General features: G+C 73.5%; 16 protein-coding genes. 8 read left to right on the top strand and 8 right to left on the bottom strand.

Annotated features, from left to right (window positions below; all coding sequences use genetic code 11):
- Positions 1 to 281: 281 nt before the first annotated feature.
- Positions 282 to 983, bottom strand: a complete 702-nt coding sequence (locus FLW16_RS00570) for a type 1 glutamine amidotransferase (protein ID WP_142556504.1) — start codon at positions 981 to 983, stop codon at positions 282 to 284.
- 69 nt (positions 984 to 1,052) lie between these two features.
- Between FLW16_RS00570 and FLW16_RS00565 the strand changes: the two genes are divergently transcribed.
- Entirely contained in the window at positions 1,053 to 1,910 is an 858-nt protein-coding gene (locus tag FLW16_RS00565) for an alpha/beta hydrolase (RefSeq protein WP_142556503.1), read from the top strand.
- A gap of 4 nt (positions 1,911 to 1,914) precedes the next feature.
- On the opposite strand, the gene FLW16_RS44880 is transcribed toward FLW16_RS00565, so the two are convergent.
- On the bottom strand, positions 1,915 to 2,121 hold the full coding sequence (locus tag FLW16_RS44880; protein ID WP_260614723.1) for a CGNR zinc finger domain-containing protein: 207 nt from the start codon (positions 2,119 to 2,121) through the stop codon (positions 1,915 to 1,917).
- Positions 2,122 to 2,290: 169 nt separating this feature from the next.
- Here FLW16_RS44880 and FLW16_RS00555 point away from each other — a divergent pair, with 169 nt between their 5' ends.
- Both FLW16_RS00555 and FLW16_RS00550 read left to right on the top strand, forming a co-directional pair.
- The gene (locus tag FLW16_RS00555; RefSeq protein ID WP_142556502.1) at positions 2,291 to 2,815 is read left to right on the top strand and encodes a DinB family protein; all 525 of its coding nucleotides are present in this window, start codon (positions 2,291 to 2,293) and stop codon (positions 2,813 to 2,815) included.
- On the top strand, positions 2,812 to 4,002 hold the full coding sequence (locus FLW16_RS00550) for a MalY/PatB family protein (protein WP_260614722.1): 1,191 nt from the start codon (positions 2,812 to 2,814) through the stop codon (positions 4,000 to 4,002). The genes FLW16_RS00555 and FLW16_RS00550 overlap by 4 nt, the downstream gene beginning before the upstream one ends.
- Before the next feature lie 93 nt (positions 4,003 to 4,095).
- Here the strand turns inward: FLW16_RS00550 and FLW16_RS00545 are convergent, their stop codons facing one another.
- Both FLW16_RS00545 and glnA read right to left on the bottom strand, forming a co-directional pair.
- Positions 4,096 to 4,854, bottom strand: a complete 759-nt coding sequence (locus FLW16_RS00545) for a hypothetical protein (RefSeq protein WP_142556501.1) — start codon at positions 4,852 to 4,854, stop codon at positions 4,096 to 4,098.
- 160 nt (positions 4,855 to 5,014) lie between these two features.
- Positions 5,015 to 6,376, bottom strand: coding sequence for a type I glutamate--ammonia ligase (gene glnA / locus FLW16_RS00540; RefSeq protein ID WP_142557264.1), 1,362 nt, complete (start codon positions 6,374 to 6,376; stop codon positions 5,015 to 5,017).
- Positions 6,377 to 6,622: 246 nt separating this feature from the next.
- On the opposite strand from glnA, the gene FLW16_RS00535 reads away from it, so the two are divergent.
- Entirely contained in the window at positions 6,623 to 8,710 is a 2,088-nt protein-coding gene (locus FLW16_RS00535; RefSeq protein WP_142556500.1) for a sensor histidine kinase, read from the top strand.
- A gap of 28 nt (positions 8,711 to 8,738) precedes the next feature.
- Here the strand turns inward: FLW16_RS00535 and FLW16_RS00530 are convergent, their stop codons facing one another.
- Entirely contained in the window at positions 8,739 to 9,701 is a 963-nt protein-coding gene (locus tag FLW16_RS00530; RefSeq protein ID WP_142556499.1) for a DUF5937 family protein, read from the bottom strand.
- A gap of 73 nt (positions 9,702 to 9,774) precedes the next feature.
- Here FLW16_RS00530 and FLW16_RS00525 point away from each other — a divergent pair, with 73 nt between their 5' ends.
- The 4 genes from FLW16_RS00525 (at position 9,775) to FLW16_RS00510 (ending at position 16,487) form a co-directional block, all read left to right on the top strand.
- Complete coding sequence (locus tag FLW16_RS00525) at positions 9,775 to 10,980, top strand: MFS transporter (RefSeq protein WP_221890827.1); 1,206 nt, start codon at positions 9,775 to 9,777, stop codon at positions 10,978 to 10,980.
- A gap of 90 nt (positions 10,981 to 11,070) precedes the next feature.
- Entirely contained in the window at positions 11,071 to 13,092 is a 2,022-nt protein-coding gene (locus FLW16_RS00520) for a sensor histidine kinase (RefSeq protein WP_142556498.1), read from the top strand.
- An 81-nt stretch (positions 13,093 to 13,173) separates the two neighbouring features.
- Complete coding sequence (locus tag FLW16_RS45870; RefSeq protein ID WP_142556497.1) at positions 13,174 to 14,688, top strand: BTAD domain-containing putative transcriptional regulator; 1,515 nt, start codon at positions 13,174 to 13,176, stop codon at positions 14,686 to 14,688.
- A 50-nt stretch (positions 14,689 to 14,738) separates the two neighbouring features.
- Entirely contained in the window at positions 14,739 to 16,487 is a 1,749-nt protein-coding gene (locus FLW16_RS00510) for an NAD+ synthase (protein ID WP_142556496.1), read from the top strand.
- Here FLW16_RS00510 and FLW16_RS00505 read toward each other — a convergent pair.
- From FLW16_RS00505 to FLW16_RS00495, 3 genes are read right to left on the bottom strand one after another with little or no spacing between them, the layout of a single operon-like run.
- Positions 16,484 to 17,266, bottom strand: a complete 783-nt coding sequence (locus FLW16_RS00505) for an ABC transporter permease (protein WP_142556495.1) — start codon at positions 17,264 to 17,266, stop codon at positions 16,484 to 16,486. The two genes, FLW16_RS00510 and FLW16_RS00505, sit on opposite strands and share 4 nt — an antisense overlap.
- Entirely contained in the window at positions 17,263 to 18,837 is a 1,575-nt protein-coding gene (locus FLW16_RS00500; RefSeq protein WP_142556494.1) for a DUF1349 domain-containing protein, read from the bottom strand. The genes FLW16_RS00505 and FLW16_RS00500 overlap by 4 nt, the downstream gene beginning before the upstream one ends.
- The gene (locus tag FLW16_RS00495; protein ID WP_142556493.1) at positions 18,834 to 19,772 is read right to left on the bottom strand and encodes an ABC transporter ATP-binding protein; all 939 of its coding nucleotides are present in this window, start codon (positions 19,770 to 19,772) and stop codon (positions 18,834 to 18,836) included. Before FLW16_RS00495 ends, FLW16_RS00500 begins: the two co-directional genes overlap by 4 nt.
- Between the last annotated feature and the right edge of the window lie 85 nt (positions 19,773 to 19,857).

The raw sequence follows: 19,857 nt of genomic DNA, 5'->3' as shown, positions 1-19,857 counted from the left end.
TTCCTCCACCCCGACGTCGATCACGTCGGCCCCCCGAGACGAACCTTCCCAGTAACCGTACACATGGGTCGGAAGCCTCCTCGCAGAGATCGGCCCCTACCGGGAGGCCGACCTTGGATGTCGCCGCCCGGCGCGTGCCGGGCTCAGCGCACACGCTAACCCTCCGCCTTGTGCGCGTCCTTAGCGGTTTCTCTGCGTAATCGGCCCATCACGGGTTTTCCCCGCGCGCTCCTCCGCCCATGTCAGCCCATGTCAGCCCGATCAGCGCGGTTCAGCCCGGTTCAGCGCCGGGCGAGCCGGGCCGCGAACGCCTCGGCCACCGGCCTCCAGGTGCGCTCGAGCTCGTCTCCGGCCGCCTCGACCTGCGCGTTCAGCTCCTCGGCGCGCTCGGGCGGCAGTTCCCCGCCGCCGGTCCAGGACGCGAAGATCGCGGGCGTGGCCTCGGGGTGGAACTGCACGGCCCAGGCCCGGTCGCCGAGCCGGTACGCCTGGTTGGCGTACCGCGTGCCGGTGGCCAGCCGTACGGCGCCCTCGGGCAGGGTGGTCATGGCGTCGTAGTGGTACTGGACCGCCCGGACCGGGCCGGACGGCAGCGCCGACAGCAGCGGGTCGGCGGCGGCCTCGGGCAGCGGCTCGATCTCCCCCAGGCCGATCTCCAGGCCCGCGTCGCCGCGCTCGACGGTCCCGCCGCACGCCATGGTCATGAGCTGGGCGCCGAGGCAGATGCCGAGCGTCGGCACGCCCTCGTCCACGGCGCGGGCGATCAGGTCCCTGGTTGCCGGCAGCCAGCCGTACCCCTCGTCGTCCCAGGCCGCCGCGGAGCCGCCGAGGACCAGCAGCCCGCCGGCGGCGCGTCCGGGCACGGGCTCCCCCTTGTACGGCCGGACGATCTCGACCTCGACTCCGGCGGCCTCCAGCCATCCCGCGAAGAAGCCCAGGCCGGCGTCGGCCTCGTGCTCGATGACGATCAGACGTTCACCCATATGGGAGAGCTTAAAGACACATATCGGGACAGGCGATACCTGAGAAGGTCGTACCGTACAGTCCGAACCATGAACATCGATGAGGTCGCCGTCCCCGGCGGACGGCTGCGGATCGCCAGGTTCGGCGGCGGTCCCCGCCTGATCATCGCGGCGCACGGCATCACCGCCTCCCTCATGGCGTGGCGGGCGGTGGCCGAGGCGCTGCCGCCCGGCTGGTCGCTGGTCGCGGTGGACCTGCGCGGGCGCGGCCACAGCGCCGATCTACCCGGCCCGTACGGCCTGGACCGGCATGCCGAGGACCTGGAACGGGTCGCAGAGCACGTGGGCGCGGACGGCACGAGCGTGCTCACCGGGCATTCGATGGGCGCCTACGTCGCGGCCCTGCACGGCGCGCGGCGCCGCTACGCCCGGGTGGTGCTGGTTGACGGCGGCCTGCCGCTGCCGCTGCCGCCCGGCGCCGACCCCGACGAGGTGCTGGAGGCGACGCTCGGGCCGGCCATCGTCCGGCTCTCCCAGACCTATCCGAGCGTGGACGCCTACCTCGACTTCTTCCGCGCCCATCCCGCGCTCGCCGGCGACTGGTCCCCGCTCATCGAGGACTACGTCCGCTACGACGCCGCCGGGCCGGACGGCGCCGTCCGCTCGCGCGCCCGCGAGGACGCCGTACGGCAGGACGGCCGCTGGCTGCTCACCGAGCACGAGGCGATCGGGACGGCGCTCAAGGCCGTCGAGCCGGCGCCGCTCCTGCTCCGCGCGCCGCGCGGGCTGCTGAACCAGGACGTCGGGATGCTCCCGGACGACCTCACCGCGCGGTGGGCCGCCGTCCTGCCCGGCCTGCGCGACGAGGTCGTGCCGGACTGCAACCACTACACGATCCTGTTCGACCCCCGCTGCGCCGCGGTCGTGGCCGCCCGCCTCACGGGGTGAGCGCTCATCCCTTCTTGCGGGAGCGGTAGTTGGCGGCCTTGACCCGGTTGCCGCACTCCTCCATGCCGCACCAGTGCCGGGTGCCGCCCCGTGAGCGGTCGACGAACAGGCGGGTGCACTCGGGGCGGGCGCACTCTCGCACCCGCGCCGAGGACACCCCCGCGGACACCCCGGCTGGACCCACGTCAGGACCGATCTGCTCGACTGGCACTACTACGACGAGTCCGCCGCGTCGTGGGCCAGAACCGTGGACGCGCTGCTCGACGGCGAGCAGGACGACTTCCCGTACGGCTCGGCCCCGACTTCGTGGTGCGCAAGAAGCTGGCCGGCACGCCGTCCCATCGTCACCCCCTGAACCAGTGACGCCATCGGAGGTCGCGGTGATCGACGAAGACGACTACCTCTACTTCGCCTGCCGTGCCCTCGACGGGATGGCCGGCATCGTCGCCGAGCTGGGCGACGACCTCGCCAACGTCCGGCCGCCCTTCCCCGGCGCGAACTCTCCCCATGCCCTGCTCACCCACTGCCTCGGCGTGGTCACGTACTGGGCGGGCGCGCTTGTGGCGGGCCGGGAGGTGGTCCGGGACCGCGACGCGGAGTTCGCCGCCGCCGGGCCCGTCGGGCCCCTGCTCGAACGGGCCGCCGCCGTACGCGACCGGCTGGCGTTGGACGTGCGGGCCGCGCGGCCGGCCGAGCCGCTGCGGGGCACGCCGCCCGCCGCGTTCCTCGGGCCCGCTCGCGAGCTGACCCAGGGGGCCGCGCTCCTGCACGTGTACGAGGAGCTGGCCCAGCACCACGGCCAGATGGAGATCCTGCGCGACTGGATCCTCGCCTCCGCGACCGGCTCCACGACCGGCTCCGGAGTCGCCTCCGTGGCCGGCTCCGGGACGAAAGGACGATCATGACCCGCGACCCCTTCGCCCACGTCGACGTCGACCGGCTGCGGTCCGGGTACGGCGTCAAGTGGGGCTCCCTGACGCCCGGCGTCCTCGGCGCGTGGGTCGCCGACATGGACTTCGGCGTGCCGCCGGCCGTACGGGAGTGCGTGATCCGGCTGGCCGAACGGGAGGACTTCGGCTATCCGTTCTGGCGGGGCGAGGACCCGGTGGCCGAGGCGTTCGCGGAGCGGATGGCCGCGCGGCACGGCTGGACGCCGCGTTCGGGGCGCGTCCGCGTGCTGACCGACCTGATCCAGATCCTCCAGGTGATGGTCGAGCACGCCACCCGGCCCGGCGACGGGGTGGCGGTCCACGTGCCGTCCTATCCGCCGTTCCTGGCGAGCATCGCGCGGGCGGGACGCCGGATCGTGCCGCTGCCCATGACACGGACCGGAAACGGCTGGGGCTTCGCGGCCGAGGGGCTGACCGATCGGCTGCGGGCGGCGGGCTGCCGGATGCTCGTGCTCGTCAACCCGCACAACCCGACCGGACGGGTCTTCACCCGGGAGGAGCTGGAGGCGCTCGCCGAAGCGGCCGAGGAACTGGACCTGGTGGTCGTCTCGGACGAGATCCACGCCGACCTCGCCTACGCGCCGCACCGCCACGTCCCGTTCGCCTCGCTCGGGCCCGCGGCGGCGGCGCGGACGATCACCGCGACCTCCGCCACGAAGACGTTCAACATCGCCGGGCTGCGCTGCGCCGTCGCCCACGTCGGGCACGAAGGCGTGTGGGAGACGCTGTCGCGCATGCCGTACGACTACTTCGGCACGCCGGCCATCGTGGGCCGGGCGGCCACGGTCGCGGCGTGGCGGGAGTCGGCGGACTGGCACGCCGGCCTGATGCGGACGCTGGAGCGCAACCGGAGGACGGTCGAGCGGTGGGCCGCGGACCTGCCGTGGGACCTCGGCTACCACTCGCCGCAGGCCACCTACCTGAGCTGGTTCGACTTCACCGGCACGCCGCTCGGGGGCGTCGCCCCCGCCGAGCGCCTGGAGCGCGAGGCGGGGGTCAAGCTGGCCGAGGGCGCCGAGTTCGCGCAGGAGACGCCGGTGGACACCGCCGGGTTCGCACGGCTCAACTTCGCCACGAGCCCGGCGATCCTGGACGAGATCCTCGGCCGCCTGACGTCGGCCCTGTCCTGCGGCCCGTCCTGAGCGAGGCTCCGCCGGCCGGTGGTCACGATCCCCGGGACCATCCGGCCGGCGCCGCGTGACGTGCGACAGGGCGGGATCACCGGCCGGGCCGGGTCACTGGCGGGGCAGGATCCAGGTGGCCTTGGCGGCGGCGACGAGCGCGCCGTCCACCTCGTAGACCGCGCTCGTGCCGAACAGTTTGCGGCCGTCGCGGCCTTCCGCCCGCGCCACGACCGAGTATCGGCCCATCGGGTAGACCCGGCGGAACACCTGCCCGGTCAGCCGCCCGAGCAGCGGGGGCTGGATGGGCCGCCGGTCCGGGAAGCTACGGTAGTGCGCCCACCCGGTGGCGCAGTCCAGCGCCGCCCAGACGATCGAGTCGGGGACCACGCCCTGCTCGTCGGTCACGTTGAACGGGACCCGCCAGCCGGCGGCCACGAGCTCGCCGCCGTCCACGGGGTTCTCCACCGGGCCGGGGAAGATCCGCAGCCCGTCGCCCGGCTCACGCAGCCCGCAGGCGAAGCAGCCCGCGATGGCGTGGCCGTGCCTGCCGGGGAAGCCCGCCTCCGCGCGGGCCGCGTCCGTGAACCGCACGAACGGCGGCGGCGTCAGCGTCTCGGCGACGGGGATCGCCTCGACGAGGTGGCCGCCGCCCTGGCTGAGGACGACGGCGTTGCCGACGTGCTCGACCGACAGGTCGGTCTCCAGCGGGACCGGTCTGCGAAGGGTGACCTCCACCGGCGCGTCGTGACCGCCCCCCGTCAGCGTGCCGGCGAGGGTGCCCGCGATCCAGCCGCCGTTGGCGGTGCCCTCGGGTCCCCGGAAACGCTTCGGTACGGTCAGAACGGTCTGCAGCGCCGCAGCCGCCGTCATATGGCCCACGCCCTCCCTGAGTCACGTCTTGATACGGCTCACCCGTAAAAGTCGTAACAAGTGAACCGATTTTACTGTTCCGGCGTAGGGACCAGCCAAACAGACGGGAGTGTCAGAAAGATTTGCAGGCTGTAACACCGCGGTGACGGAGCGATCTCCGTCAGAGCACGGGCAGGTAGCGGCCGAGTTCGTACTCGGTCACCTGGCGACGGTAATCCTGCCACTCCGCGCGCTTGTTGCGCAGGAAGTAGTCGAAGACGTGCTCGCCCAGCGTCTCCGCGACCAGCTCGCTGTGCTCCATCGCCGCGATCGCCTCGTCCAGCGACTGGGGCAGCGGCTGGATGCCGAGCGCCCGCCGCTCCGCGCTGGTCAGCGCCCACACGTCGTCCTCGGCGCCCGGCGGCATCTCGTACCCCTCCTCGATGCCCTTCAGCCCGGCGGCCAGGATGACGGCGAAGGCGAGGTAGGGGTTGCAGGAGGAGTCAAGCGACCGGAACTCGATGCGGGTCGAGCCGCCCTTGTGCGGCTTGTACATGGGCACGCGCACGAGCGCGGAGCGGTTGTTGTGCCCCCAGCAGATGTACGCGGGGGCCTCCCCGCCGGCGCCGGCGATCGCCTCGGCGCCGCCCCACAGCCGCTTGTAGGAGTTGACCCACTGGTTGCACACGGCGGTGATCTCCGCCGCGTGCCGGAGCAGGCCGCCGATGAACGACCGGCCGATCTTGGAGAGCTGGTAGTCGGCGCCGGGCTCGTAGAAGGCGTTGCGGTCGCCCTCGAACAGCGACATGTGCGTGTGCATGCCGGACCCGGGGTAGTCCGTGAACGGCTTGGGCATGAACGAGGCCCACACGCCCTGCTCCAGCGCCACCTCCTTCATGACCAGCCGGAACGTCATGATGTTGTCGGCCGTGGTCAGCGCGTCGGCGTAGCGGAGGTCGATCTCCTGCTGGCCCGGCGCGCCCTCGTGGTGGCTGAACTCCACCGAGATGCCCATCGACTCCAGCATCATGATCGCGTTGCGGCGGAAGTCGTGGCCCGCGCTGTGCGGGGTGTGGTCGAAGTAGCCGCCCTCGTCTATGGGCTGGGGCTTGTCGCCCTTCTCCGGCCGGTTGCGCAGCAGGAAGAACTCCACCTCGGGGTGGGTGTAGAACGTGAAGCCCATGTCGGCCGCCTTGGCCAGCGTCCGCTTGAGCACGAAGCGCGGGTCGGCGTGCGACGGCGAGCCGTCCGGCATCAGGATGTCGCAGAACATGCGGGCGGCGCCCGGCGACTCGCTGCGCCACGGCAGGATCTGGAACGTCGACGGGTCGGGCTTGGCCAGCATGTCCGACTCGTAGACCCGCGAGAAGCCCTCGATCGCCGAGCCGTCGAAGCCGATGCCCTCGGCGAACGCGCCCTCCAACTCGGCCGGCGCTATCGCCACCGACTTCAGGAAACCGAGCACGTCGGTGAACCACAGCCGGATGAACCGGATGTCTCGCTCTTCGAGCGTGCGGAGCACGAATTCCTGCTGGCGGTCCAAGGCGTACCTCACGGAGTTACAGGTCTGGTCGCCTACCAGTCTGCCTCCTGAGTGTTTCACAGGGGTTACGAGGGAGTGTGAGCCGGCTGTCCTGGAGATCACCGCGGACCCGGGACGGCGACGGCGCGCCGGAGGGCGGACGGAGAAGGTGATATAGATCACAGCGAACAAAAACCATGACCGGGTCGTCGTTGCTGTTGATCCGGCGTTGATCGGGTGTCGACCCGCGCGCTGTACCTTCCCGGCATGCCGGTGCACGACCCGAAGGAGCCCACGTCCGTGGCACGACCGCTGCTCGACTCCGCGGAACCCCGGCTCCTGCGGCTGCGGGCGCTCGACTGGCCGGGCCGGGTGCGGGCGCTCGGGCCCGCCGTCGCGGTGGCGATCGCGGGCGTGGCGATCTGCCTGGAGCTCGCCGACATCTGGGTGACCGCCCAGTTGCCCGACGCCCCCTACACGCCGCTGCCGTTCGCGCCCGAGGACGTGGCGGGCACGACGTTCCCGATCTTCGGCGCGCTGCTGGTGATCTCGCGGCCCCGGCTGCTGCTCGGCTGGCTGCTGTGCCTGGGCGGCCTGGGCTCGGCCGCCAACATCCTCGCCGCCAACACGGCGACCCTGCTCGTCCACAGCGGCGGCCATCCGCTGGTCCACCCGCTGTGGGTGTTCGCCGACGGCGTGTGGAACCTCACGACGTACGCGCTCGGCGTGCTGCTGCCGCTGCTCTATCCCACCGGGCGCATCCTGTCCAAGCGGTGGTGCGTGCCCGGGGGCGTGACCGCCACGGCACTCGCCCTCGACTGGCTGTGCTCGCTGATCGCCCCGTCGAGCGTGCGCACCGGCTACAACGCGCTGGAGGTGGCGGCCTTCGCGCCGTACTACCAGGGCACGCGGCAGGTGATGCACGCGGTCGTCGCGGTGGGCATGGCGCTGGCGTTCTCCTCGCTCGTCGTCCGCTTCAACCGCGCGGACGGGATCGAGCGCCGCCAGATCCTGTGGCCCCTGGTGACCATGGCCGGGGTGGTGATCCCCTGGGTGATCGGTCAACCGGTCTGGTGGACGGCCTCGCTCACGCTCCCGCTGGTGCCGGCCGCGATCGCGGTCGCCGTGCTGCGCTACCGGCTGTACGGCATCGACACGCTGATCAGCAGGGCCCTCGTCGGCGCGGGCCTGGTCGGCGTCGTGGCCGCCGTCTACGTGCTCGTCGGGGCGGGCTCCAGCCTGATCCTGTCCGGGGTCGACCGGTTCGCCGGCCTGGCCGCGGCCCTGTTCGCCGGGGCGTTCTTCCATCCGATCCGGGGCGGCCTGCAGCGCCTCGTCGACCGCGCGCTGTACGGCAGGGGCGGCGACCCGCTCGCCCTCGCCGCCGGGTTGCGGCGGCGGCTGCAGCACGCCGACCCCGCGCACGCCCTGCTGGCGGCCCTGGAGGTGCTGCGCGAGGGCCTGTCGGTCACGGGCATCGCGGTGGAGATCGACGGCACCGTCACGACGAGCGGGCGGCCCGGTCCCGTGGCGCGGGAGATGCCGCTGGTCTGGCACGGCGAGCCGGTCGGCCGCCTGCTCATCGGCCCGCCGGGCGGACGCCGCTTCCCCGCCGCCCACGACGAGCGCGTGATCGCGGTGCTGGCGCCGTACGTCGCCGACGCCGCGCACACGGTGTCGCTGACCACCGCGCTACAACGCTCCCGCGAGCGCATCCTGACGGCCAGAGAGGAGGAGCGGCGGCGGCTGCGCCGCGACCTGCACGACGGGCTCGGGCAGACGCTGGCGTCGATGGCGATGACGATCAACATGGCGCGCCACAACCTGGAACGGTCCCCGGAGACGGCCGACATTCTGCTGCGGGACCTGCGCGAGGGCATGAACAGCGTCACCGCCGACGTCCGGCAGCTCGTGTACGGCCTGCGTCCTCCCGCGCTCGACGACCTGGGACTGGCGGGAGCCGTACGGGCATTGGCGGAGGAGGCGCGCCCCGGCCTGGTCGCCGGTGAGGAGTCGGTCGCGGAGGTCGAGGTGACCGGGGACATGACCGGGCTGCCCGCGGCGGTGGAGGTGGCGGCCTACCGGATCGTGCAGGAGGCGCTGACCAACGCGCGCAAGCACGCGCGGGCCCGGCGGGTGCGGGTGGTCCTGCACAGGAACGGCGAACTGCGGGTCGTCGTGGCCGACGACGGCGTGGGACTGCCGGCGGGCCGCAGGTCGGGCGTGGGCATGAGCTCGATGGCCGAGCGGGCGGCCGAGCTGGGCGGCACCTGCGCCGTCACCTCCGAACCCGGCCGCGGCACGACGGTCACCGCCCGGCTGCCCGCCGTGCCCGCCCCGCCCGGCCTGAGGTGATCAGCAGGGGTTGATCAGCAGGGGTTGATCAGCAGACGGCGGCGAGCGACTCGCCGACGGGTGTCCGCCGGTAGAGCACCTCGCGGCCGAGCCGCCGCCGCGCCACCAGGCCCGCGTCGGACAGCACGGCGAGGTGCTGGCTGACCGCGCCGGGCGTGAGGCCGAGCCGCCGGGCGAGCCCGGTGGTCGAGCCGGGCTCGGCCAGCGCGGTGAGCACCTGCGCCCGGGTGCGGCCGATGAGCGCGGCCAGCGCCTCGGGCGTGCAGGGCGTGCCGTCCGACCACAGCGTCCCGACGCCCCGCGCTGGGTAGCACAGCATCGGCAGGTACGGCTCGTACATCACCCAGACGTCGGGCCAGGAGAAGGCGCTCGGCACGAGGACGAGGCCGTCCCCGCCGAGGTCGCCGTCGTAGGCGCAGTTCTTGGCCGTGACGAGCCGGTCGCCGTGCCAGGCGACGCCCGGGTGCAGGTCGGCGAACAGCTCGCGCACTCCCCCGGCCGCCAGCGTGCGGGCGCGCCACATGACGTCGGCCTCCAGCAGCGCGCGGATCCCTGGCCAGAACTCCTCGAACGCGACCGACCAGTACTCCCGCAGCTGGCCGGCCACCCGCCGCACGCCCTCCGCCGGGTCGTCGGCGAACCGCCGCAGCGCCGCGGGATCGGGCGTCTGCACCCAGACCATCTCCTCGTACGCCGTGGCGGGCGGCGTGGCGCGCACCCGCTCCAGCTCGGCGGCGAAGTCCGGCAGCGGGGTGTCGGGCGTCGGGGTGAGGAAGTCGGGTATGTAGCCGCTCACCGGGACCAGCGCGAACAGATCCCTGAGATCCACCTCACGCAGGCGCGGCCGTACGGCCCGCAGCCACGGCAGGTGCAGCGAGTGGCGGCCGGGGGCGCGCAGCACCCGGAGGCTGGCGACCAGCTCCCACATCGGGGAGAACGCGAAGCGCAGCCGCGCCACGTCGTCCGGCGTGAACCGCCACTCCACCGCCACGGCCGCTCCCCCATGTTTCAGCCAGGGCTAAAAGATTGGCACGACGCATCCCGATTGTCCAAGGGTGGACGCCGTGACCACTGTGATCAGCAGGCCCGGCTTCATCCAGTCGAAGGTCGGCGGCCTGCCCCGTCCGTTCTGGGTGTTGTTCGGCGGAACGTTCGTCAACCGGCTCGGCACGATGGTGGAGCCGTTCATCGGCATCTACCTCACGCAGGCGCGCGGCGTCTCCCTCGCCACCGCCGGGCTGGTGATGACGATGTTCGGCGTGGGATCGCTGCTGTCGCAGCCGGTCGCCGGATGGCTGGCCGACCGTCTCGGGCGCCGGGCCACGCTCACGGGCGGCATGGTCGCCACGGCCGTCACCATGATCGCGCTCGGCTACACGACCAGCGTGCCGGGGCTCGTCGTGGGCATGTTCGTACTGGGCATCGTGGTGGACGCCTACCGCCCGGCCTCTCAGGCGATCGTCGCCGACCTGGTGCCGCCGGAGGACCGGCCGCGGGCGTTCGGGCTGCTGTTCTGGGCCATCAACCTCGGCTTCTCCGTCGCCATGGTGGCGGGCGGGTGGCTCGCCCGCTCGGGCTTCACCGTGCTGTTCTGGGTGGACGCCGTCACCTGCCTGGTCTTCGGCCTCCTCGTGTGGCGGGCGATCCCGGAGACCCGCCCGGCACGCGAGGACGCGCAGCCCGGCCGGTTCGCCGACGTGCTGCGCGACCGGCTCATGCTGGTCTTCGTGCTGGCCAACCTGGCCTACGCGCTGGTCTACCTGCAGGCGTACAGCACGCTGCCGCTCGCCATGACCGGGCAGGGGCTGCCCACGAGCGCGTACGGCATGGCGATGGCGGTCAACGGCCTGCTGATCGTGGTCGTCCAGCCGCTCACGAACGCGTGGCTGGCCAGGTTCGACTCGTCCAAGGTGCTCGCGGCCGGGTTCGCGCTCGTCGGGCTCGGGTTCGCGCTGACCTCGCTGGCGTCGTCGGCGGCCGGGCACGCGGCGGCGGTGGCCGTCTGGACGCTCGGCGAGGTGCTCACGGCCGGGATCCCTGGCGCGATCGTCGCGGCGCTCGCGCCACCTCACCTGCGCGGGCGTTACTCGGGTCTGTACGGCCTGGCCTGGTCGGCCGGCTCCCTGCTCGCGCCGCTGGTGGGCACCCGGCTGCTGGCGGCCGCCCCCGGGCTGGTGTGGCCCCTGTTCGGCGGCCTCGGCCTCCTCGCGACGGTCGGCCAGCTCCTCATCGGCCGCGCCGTCCGCCGCCGCGCCGCCCAGACGGCGTAGGCCCGCGCAGACGACGTAGGCCTGCGGAGACGCACGCCCCAGCCGTTTCCTGGTCAGAGCGGAACGGGACAGGACATAATCCATCGCAGGATGGACGAGAACCCCCCAGCCTTTCCCGCGCGGACGGTGGCCTGGGTGATGGCGGCCGTGGCACTGGTCCTGACCCTCGTGGGGGTGCTGGTCCAGGTGCGGATCCCCGCGGAATGGCAGCCGCACCCCCCGTTGACGCCGGACTTCGGCGTCGCGCTCACGTTCCCGCTCACGGGAGCGTTCCTGGTGTCCCAGCGGCCCCGGTTCAGCATGGCCTGGCTGATCTGCGTGGGCGGCCTGCTGGGGTCGGGCAACGTGGCCTTCACGGCGCTGATGTTCCACTGGGCGTCGCAGGGCGAGATGGGAGCGGCCATCACGGCCCGGGCGGTCCAGTTGGTCTGCTGGGCGGTGTCGGGCCTGCTGCTGGCGGTCATGGTTCCGCTCTACTCGCCCACCGGGACGCTCCCCTCCCGCCGCTGGCGCGCGGTCGTCGCCGCCGGTGCCGTCACCACCCTCGCCGAGGTCGTCCTGGGCCTGCTGCGCCCGGACCCCGACCCCGCCGCGTACGACTGGCCGGCGGTGATCCACAACCCGCTGCAGGTCAGAGGCCTCGTCCCGTACTACGGCACGGCGTGGAACGTCCTGCAGTACGCGATCCAGGTCTGTGTGGTGGCGGCGCTGGCCTCGCTCGCGCTCCGGCTGCGGCGCGCCGATCCCGTGACGCGGCGGCAGATCGCCTGGCCGCTGTCGGTCTTCGCCGTGTACGTGGCGCTGTACCTGCTCGGCCCCGCGATGTGGCTGCCCGCGACGCTGTGGACGGCGCTCATCCCGTTCGCGATCCTCTTCGCGGTGCTGCGCTACCGGCTGTACGGCATCGACACGGTGATCAGCCGGACGTTCGTCACCGCCGGGCTCCTGGGCACGATCAGCGCCGTCTACTTCGGGGCCGGGGCGGTCTCCAGCCTGGTCCTGTCCGGATATCACCAGGTGGGCGGCCTCGTGGCGGCGCTGTTCGCCGGCGCGTTCTTCCAGCCGCTGCGCCGCGCCCTGCAGCGGGTGGTCGATCGCGCGCTCTACGGCAGGGTGGGCGACCCGGCGCTGCTCGCCGAGCGGCTGACGCAGGAGGTGCGGCGGGCCGACCCCGGTGAGGCGCTCGCCTCGGTGGTGACGGTCGTGCGCGAGGGCCTGGCCGTCGACGGGGTCGCCGTCGAGATCGCCGACGGCAGGCCGCGATACGTCGAGAGCGGCCAGGTCGGGCCGTCGCCGCGCGAGGTGCCGCTGGTCTGGCACGGCGAGCCGGTGGGCCGGCTGCTCGTCGGCCCGCCCGGAACACGGCGGTTCGCCCCCGCCCACGACGAGCGGGTGCTCTCCACGCTGCTCCCCTACGTGGCCGACGTGGCCCACGCCGTGCGGATGGCCGCCGACCTCCAGCGCTCGCGCGAGCGCATCCTCGCCGCCCGCGAGGAGGAGCGCCGGCGGCTGCGCCGCGACCTGCACGACGGGCTAGGCCAGACGCTCGGGGCGATGGCGATGACGATCAACATGGCCAGGATCAGCCTGGCGAAGTCGCCGGACACGGCCGACAACCTGCTGCGGGACCTGCGGGTCGGCATGGACGCGGTGGCCGGCGACATCCGCGAGCTCGTGTACGGCCTGCGGCCCCCGGCCCTCGACGACCTGGGTCTGGAGGAAGCCGTACGGACGCTGGCGGAGGAGACGCTGCCCGCGGGGACGGACGGCGTCGAAGACGTCTCGGTGCTGGTGGACGGCGATCTCGCCGGGCTGCCCGCCGCCGTGGAGGTCGCGGTGTACCGCATCGTGCAGGAGGCGCTGAACAACGTGCGCCGCCACGCGCGGGCCACCCGCGTCGAGGTCCGCGTCACGCGTTCCCCGGCCGGGGACGGCGGCGAACTGCGCGTGACGGTCGCCGACGACGGCATCGGCCCGCCCGCGCGGCTGCGCGCGGGGGTCGGCATGTCCTCGATGCGCGAGCGCGCGGCCGAGCTGGGCGGAAGTTGCGTGGTCGCCGCCCCCGACACCGGCGGCACGGTCGTCGAGGCCCGGTTCCCGCTCACCGCCTGAGCGCCCGCCGCCCGCCTCGTGACCCAACCGAGAGGCGCTCGGCACGACCGGGAGGGCCACTGCCTCTACGCTTACCGTGCGATGGTGACTTTTCGTGCTCTCGGGCCGTTCGAAGCGATTACCAATGGCGAGACGCTCGACCTGGGCGGCCAGCGGCAACAGGCCGTGCTCGCCCGGTTGCTCGTGGCCGGAGGGCGCGCCGTACCGGTGAGCGTGCTGATCGACGAGCTGTGGCCCGGCGAGCCGCCCGCCCAGGCGTTGTCCACGATCCAGGGGTACGTCTCCCGGCTGCGGCGGGCGCTCGAACCGAACCGCGCGCCGCGCGAGGAGGCCGGGGTCCTGGTGTCGGCCCCGCCCGGCTACGCGCTGCGGGCGGACGTCGAGGACGTGGACTCCTGGCACTTCGAGCACCTGGTCAAGAGCGATCACGAGGGCCCGGCCGCGACGCTGGAGCGGATGGAGGCGGCCCTCGCCCTGTGGCGCGGGCCCGCGCTCGCCGGGTTCCAGGAGCTGGCCTGGGCGCAGACCGAGGCCACGCGGCTGGACGAGCTTCGCCTGCTCGCCGTGGAGCGCCGCGCGGACGCCGCGCTGCGGCTGGGCCGCACCGGCCCGATGATCCCCGACCTGGAGGCGCACGCGTCGGCGCACCCGCTGCGGGAGGAGGCCTGGCGGCTGCTGGCGCTCGCGCTCTACCGCGCCGGGCGGCAGGGCGACGCGCTCGGTGCGCTGCGCCGGGCCCGGGAGGCGCTGCGCGACGAACTCGGGCTCGACCTCGGCCCCACCTTGCAGAGGCTGGAGCAGGACATCCTCCTGCAGGCCGAGCATCTGGACGCGCCCGGTCCTGCCGCCGGCGGGCCGCTGAGCGGGCCTGCGAGCGGGCATGGCGTGGAGCCGTCGGTCCCCTCGCCGACCACTCCGCCGGCGCCGTCCGTGCCGGGAGGGGCGGCCCTGCGCGTGCTGATCGCCGACGACCAGGCGCTGGTGCGCACCGGTCTCAAGGTGATCCTCGACAGCGAGCCGGGGCTCGACCTCGTCGGGGAGGCGGAGAACGGCGAGCAGGCGATCGCGCTCGTCCAGTCGGCGCGGCCCGACGTGGTGCTCATGGACATCCAGATGCCGCGCCTGGACGGCCTGGCGGCGGCCCGGCGGATCCTCGCCACGGAGGCGCCACCGAAGGTGATCATGATGACCACCTTCGGCACCGACGAGAACCTCTACGCCGCGCTGCGGGCCGGAGTGAGCGGCTTCGTGCTGAAGACCTCCGCGCCCGAGCAGCTCATCGCGGCGGTCCGGGCGGCCGTCGCGGGCGACGCGCTGCTCGACCCCGCGGTCACCACGCACCTCATCGCGGCCTTCGCCGGGCGGCGCGACCCGGCGGCGCCGGAAGGGCTGTCCGACTCCGACATCGACCTGATCAAGCTCGTCGCCCGGGGCTTCACCAACCGGCAGATCGCGATGACGCTCGCCGTGCCGGAGCAGGAGGTCGCCGACGAGGTCACCGCGCTGCTGCGCGGCCTCGGCCTGGTCGACCGCGCGCAGCTCGTGGTCCTGGCGTACGAAAGAGGGCTGGTCAGCCCGGGGTCACCCGGCGCCTGACCCTTATCGTCGCTTTGACGACAACTAATCGGACACCTTAGGGTGGGACCGTGGCTCAACTGCGTATCGCTCTCGCCCAGACCAATCCGGTCGTCGGTGACATCGCCGGCAACGCCGACATGCTCGTCGAGTGGACCCGCAGGGCCGCCGAGCGCGGCGCGCACCTCGTGGTGTTCCCCGAGATGTTCCTGACCGGCTACCCCGCCGAGGACCTGGTGCTCCGGTCGTCGTTCGTGGAGGCGTCGATCACGGCGCTGTCGAAGGCGGCCACGCGGCTCGCCGACGAGGGACTCGGCGATCTCCCCGTCGTGGTGGGCTACCTCGACCGGGCCGACCTCGCCCCGCGCGTGGGGCAGCCCAAGGGCGCCCCGCTCGACGCGGTCGCCCTGCTCCACGAGGGCCGGGTGGTGACGAAGTCGGCCAAGCACCACCTGCCGAACTACGGGGTGTTCGACGAGTACCGCTACTTCGTGCGCGGCGACCGCCTGCCGATCTTCCGCCTGCACGGCGTGGACGTCGCCGTGGCCGTGTGCGAGGACCTGTGGCAGGACGGCGGTCCCGTCTCGGTGGTCGCCGAGGCCGGCGCCGGCCTGCTCGTCGTCCCCAACGGCTCGCCGTACGAGACGAACAAGGACGACGTGCGGCTGGAGCTGTGCGCGCGGCGGGCCCGCGAGGCGGGCTGCGCGCTCGCGTACGTGAACATGGTCGGCGGCCAGGACGAGCTGGTCTTCGACGGCGACTCGCTCGTCGTGGACGCCTCCGGGGAACTGGTCGCCCGCGCGCCGCAGTTCGAGGAGGACCTGTTCGTCACCGACCTGGAGCTTCCTGAGGGCACGGGCGAGCTCGGCGAGTCGCGCCACGACGCGCACGACGGCACGGTCATCACGGTCGAGCGGGTGCTGCTGTCGGCCGCGCCGGTCGAGCCGTACGAGCCGGAGGCGCCGGTCGTCGCCGAGCGGCTGGACGACCTGGCGGAGATCTACAACGCGCTCGTGCTCGGCGTGCGCGACTACGTGCGCAAGAACGGCTTCCGGTCGGTCATCCTCGGCCTGTCCGGCGGCATCGACTCCGCCCTCGTCGCCACGATCGCCGCCGACGCCGTCGGGCCCGAGCGGGTCCACGTGGTGCTGATGCCCTCGCGCTACTCCTCGGACCACTCGATCACGGACGCGGAGGAGCTGGTGCGCCGCCAGGGCGTCGACTCCCAGGTCGCCCCGATCGCCGACATCGTCTCGGCGTTCGAGAAGGAGATCGAGCTGCACGGCCTCGCGGCCGAGAACCTGCAGGCCCGTGTACGCGGCATGCTGCTGATGAGCCTGTCGAACGAGCACGGCCACCTGGTGCTGACCACCGGCAACAAGAGCGAGCTGGCCACCGGCTACTCCACGCTGTACGGCGACTCGGCGGGCGGGTTCGCCCCGATCAAGGACGTGCTCAAGAGCGTGGTCTGGAAGCTCGCGGAGTGGCGCAACGCCCAGCCGGGACAGCCCCCGATCCCGGAGAACTCGATCACCAAGGAGCCGAGCGCGGAGCTGCGGCCCGACCAGCGCGACACCGACTCGCTCCCGCCGTACGAGGTGCTCGACCGGCTGCTGCGCGACTACGTCGAGCGGGACATGGGCCGCGACGAGCTGGTCGCGGCCGGTCACGACCCCGAACTGGTCACACAGATCATCCGCCTGGTGGACCTGGCCGAGTACAAGCGCCGTCAGTACCCGCCGGGCCCGAAGATCACGCCCAAGAACTTCGGCCGCGACCGCCGCCTGCCCATCACCACCCGCTGGCGCGAGCGCCTCTAAACGCGCACGTCGCGGGCGCGGACCAGCAGCCAGGCGCCGAGCAGCGCGGCGGCGGCCCACGCGGCCGTCACACCGAGGCCCTCCCATGGGCCGATCGGAAGGTCGTCCAGGTGTGTGGTCGTCTGGACCGCGAGCCAGGCGTTCGCCGGCGTGGCCTGCCAGAGCAGCCGCCGCCAGCCCGGATCGGCGATCATGAGCGGGATGAGCGGCAGCACGTACAGCAGGCCGCACACCACGCCGGCCGCGGTCGCGGAGTCGCGCAAGGCGGTGGCGGCGCCGAGGCTGAGCAGAGCGATCAGCGCGAGGTAGAGCACCGTGCCCGCCGCCGCGCGCAACGTCGGGCCGTCGGCCAGGGACGGCGGCGGGTGGCCGTTCGCGGCCGTGAACCCGTTGCCCGGCAGGATGAGCCGCGCGGCCAGCACGGACGCGAGCACCGCGACCGTCCCGGCGGCCAGCGTCAGGCCGGTGAGGACGGCGGCCTTCGCGGCCAGGACCCGGCCCCTGCGCGGCATCGCCGCGAACGTCGTCGCGATCATGCCGCTGCCGTACTCGCCACTGGCCGCGAACACGGCGAGGACGGCCACGGCCGCCTGACCCGCCTGGACCCCGGCGAGGCCGAGCCGCGGAACGTCCTGGTCGCACCCCGCCGCCGGGCAGGACACGGTGGCGGCCACGGCGGCGCTCGCGGCGGCGGTGAGCACGACGACGGCCGACAGCAGCCAGGCCGTGCCCGGGGCGGTGCGCGTCTTGGTCCACTCCGCGTGCAGTTCGCGTCTCATGCGTCCCCCTTGCTCATGCGTACGACGGCCAGGACGGCGGCGAGCGCGGCGTAGCCGCAGAGCACGGCGAGCCCGGCCAGGGGCGGCAGCGGGTAGTAGCCGCCCTGAGGGCTGTAGTAGCCGAGCACCTGCGCGTACTCCGGGACGCTCTGCTGCACGGCGAACCCGGCCGCCGGGGTGAGCCGCAGCAGCCACCGCGCCACATCCAGGGGCAGGACCGAGGCCGTCGCGAGGATGTGGGGCACCACGACGAGCCCGGCGACGGCGGTGACGGCCGCGGCGCCGCGCCGCAGCAGGACGCCGCAGGCGAGGGCGAGGACCGAGACGGCGGCCGTCAGCACCGCGACGCCGGCCACGACCCGCAGTTCGGTGAGCGTGCTCACCGGGAGGACCGCGTTGCCGTTCGCCCGGAGGATGCGCGCTCCGAGGGAAACGGTGAGGGCGGCGGCGGCCAGGCCGGCGGCGAAGGCCACCGCGCCGGCGACCAGGGCCTTGGCCGCGAACGCCCGGCCCCGCCGGGGGGCGGCCAGGAAAGTCGTGCGGATCAGGCCCCGCCGGTGTTCCGCGGTGACGAACAGCACGGCCACCACGATCACCGCGACCAGCCCGGCGACCAGGCCGAAGAGCGTGCTCTCGATCCGCGTGCCCTCCGCGCTGGGCGCGATGTCGCCGACTCCGGTGATCGTGAACGTGCCGCCGGATCCGGTGAACCGGCCCGGGTGGTGGGGCGTCGCGCCGTCGGCCTCGTACACCACGCCGACGTCGTCGTGGCTCCACGCGCCGCCCGTCCGCCCGTCCACCCGGACCTGGTCGAAGACGGCGGTCGCCTCGGTGAACCGGACCTGGACGGAGGCGCCGCCCAGATTCCCTCTGCTCACCGTCAGGTCGCCCGGGGAGGCCACGAACATTCCGGCCTCCACCGTGGCGGGCAGCCGGGCCGGACGGGCCGTGCCCACCAGGGTCCATCGCCTGCCGTCCGCGGACTCGTAGCCGGTCAGGGTGCCGCCCGACCGGGTCAGCCGCAGCCAGCGCGGCGAACCCGGCGAGACGCCGCCGGAGCCGCCGGCGACGTCCTCGGTGAAGTCGTGCTGCATCCGCACGCCGTGCCGGGCGGTGACCATGACCGCGGCGTACGACGCGCCCTGCCGGACGCCGTCCTTCACCATGATCCCGGCCTTCGCCCACGGCACGACTCCGGCCACGACCCTGCGCACCCCGGGAACGGCGTCGGGGAGCCGGATCTGCCCGGTCATGGAGTTCACCCGCACGGTGATCGAGCCGTCGCCGTCCAGCCGGCGGTGGACGAAGAAGAAGCGGTCGCTCACCGCCTCACCGCCCGGCCCGGTCGTGAGCGTGCAGGCGGTCTCGACGCCGTTCATGCCGCAGGAGGCGTGGCTGCCCGACGCGGACAGCAGCCCCAGCGCCACGACGAGCGCCACGGCGACGGCCATGCCGGCCACCCAGCCGCGTACGGTCCTGAACTTGGTCCATTCGGCGCGCACCATGTGCCGGAAGCCGTCGCGCCCGCCCGTCCCGCGGTCTGTCCCGTGGTCTGCCGTGGGGTCCGTCATGAGGTCGCCGTCTCGTCTCGGGGGGTCGTGGCGCGGAACTCGACCGCGTCCCGGGTCAGCTCCATGTACGCCTCCTCCAGCGACGCGCGGTGCGCGGACACCTCGGAGAACGGCACGTCGTCCGCGCCGAGCAGGGCGACGATCCGCCCGGCCGGCAGCCCGGAGACGGTGAGCGTGTCGCGGTCCTGGACGGCCACCCTGGCGCCGGCGCGGGCCAGCACCTCCATCGCCTCCGGCCGCGCGGTCGTGCGCAGTGTGACCCGCCCGTCGGAGGCGGCGGCGATCAGGTCCGCGACGCTCGTGTCCGCCACCACCCGCCCCCGGCCCGCCACCACGAGGTGGTCGGCCATGTCCTGCATCTCGCTCATCAGGTGGCTGGACACCAGCACCGCCCGTCCCTCGGCGGCCAGTGCGCGCAGCAGGCCGCGGATCCACACGATGCCCTCCGGGTCGAGGCCGTTGACCGGCTCGTCCAGCATGAGGACGGGCGGATCCCCGAGCAGCGCGGCGGCGATGCCGAGACGCTGCCGCATGCCGAGCGAGAACCCGCCCGCCCTGCGCCGCGCCGCGGCCCCCAGTCCGACCTGCTCGATCACCTCGTCGACCCGCCGCGCGCCCAGCCCCTGCGAGTGGGCCAGCCACAGCAGGTGGTTGCGTGCCGTACGGGACGGCTGCAGCGCGGCGGCGTCCAGCAGGGCGCCGACCTGGCACAGGGGGGCCCGCAGGCTCCGGTACGGCCGGCCGCCGATCAGGGCGGAGCCCTGGTCGGCCGTGTCCAGGCCGAGGATCACCCGCATGGTGGTGGACTTGCCCGCGCCGTTGGGCCCGACGAAGCCGGTGACCCGCCCCGGCAGCACGGTGAAGGACATCCCGTCCAGCGCCACGGTGCTGCCGTAGCGCTTACGCAACCCGATCACTTCGATGGCCGCTCGCATGCCCGGCAGGTTAGGCGGCGGCGGGAGCGCACGGCGTCACGGCGGGGAGCCATCTTCACCGTCCCCGGCGTGAGGGACCTTCCAT

The organism is Microbispora sp. KK1-11 (genome assembly GCF_006874435.1).
GTDB classification, from domain to species: Bacteria; Actinomycetota; Actinomycetes; order Streptosporangiales; family Streptosporangiaceae; genus Microbispora; species Microbispora catharanthi.
This window is presented reverse-complemented; position numbering and strand designations above follow the sequence as displayed.

Bases quoted from the DNA above. Each gene is read 5' to 3' on its own strand.
- FLW16_RS00570 (WP_142556504.1), bottom strand. From the start codon at position 983: ATGGGTGAACGTCTGATCGTCATCGAGCACGAGGCCGACGCCGGCCTG.
- FLW16_RS00565 (WP_142556503.1), top strand. From the start codon at position 1,053: ATGAACATCGATGAGGTCGCCGTCCCCGGCGGACGGCTGCGGATCGCC.
- FLW16_RS00550 (WP_260614722.1), top strand. From the start codon at position 2,812: ATGACCCGCGACCCCTTCGCCCACGTCGACGTCGACCGGCTGCGGTCC.
- FLW16_RS00545 (WP_142556501.1), bottom strand. From the start codon at position 4,854: ATGACGGCGGCTGCGGCGCTGCAGACCGTTCTGACCGTACCGAAGCGT.
- FLW16_RS00535 (WP_142556500.1), top strand. From the start codon at position 6,623: ATGCCGGTGCACGACCCGAAGGAGCCCACGTCCGTGGCACGACCGCTG.
- FLW16_RS00520 (WP_142556498.1), top strand. From the start codon at position 11,071: ATGGACGAGAACCCCCCAGCCTTTCCCGCGCGGACGGTGGCCTGGGTG.
- FLW16_RS45870 (WP_142556497.1), top strand. From the start codon at position 13,174: ATGGTGACTTTTCGTGCTCTCGGGCCGTTCGAAGCGATTACCAATGGC.
- FLW16_RS00505 (WP_142556495.1), bottom strand. From the start codon at position 17,266: ATGAGACGCGAACTGCACGCGGAGTGGACCAAGACGCGCACCGCCCCG.
- FLW16_RS00500 (WP_142556494.1), bottom strand. From the start codon at position 18,837: ATGACGGACCCCACGGCAGACCACGGGACAGACCGCGGGACGGGCGGG.
- FLW16_RS00495 (WP_142556493.1), bottom strand. From the start codon at position 19,772: ATGCGAGCGGCCATCGAAGTGATCGGGTTGCGTAAGCGCTACGGCAGC.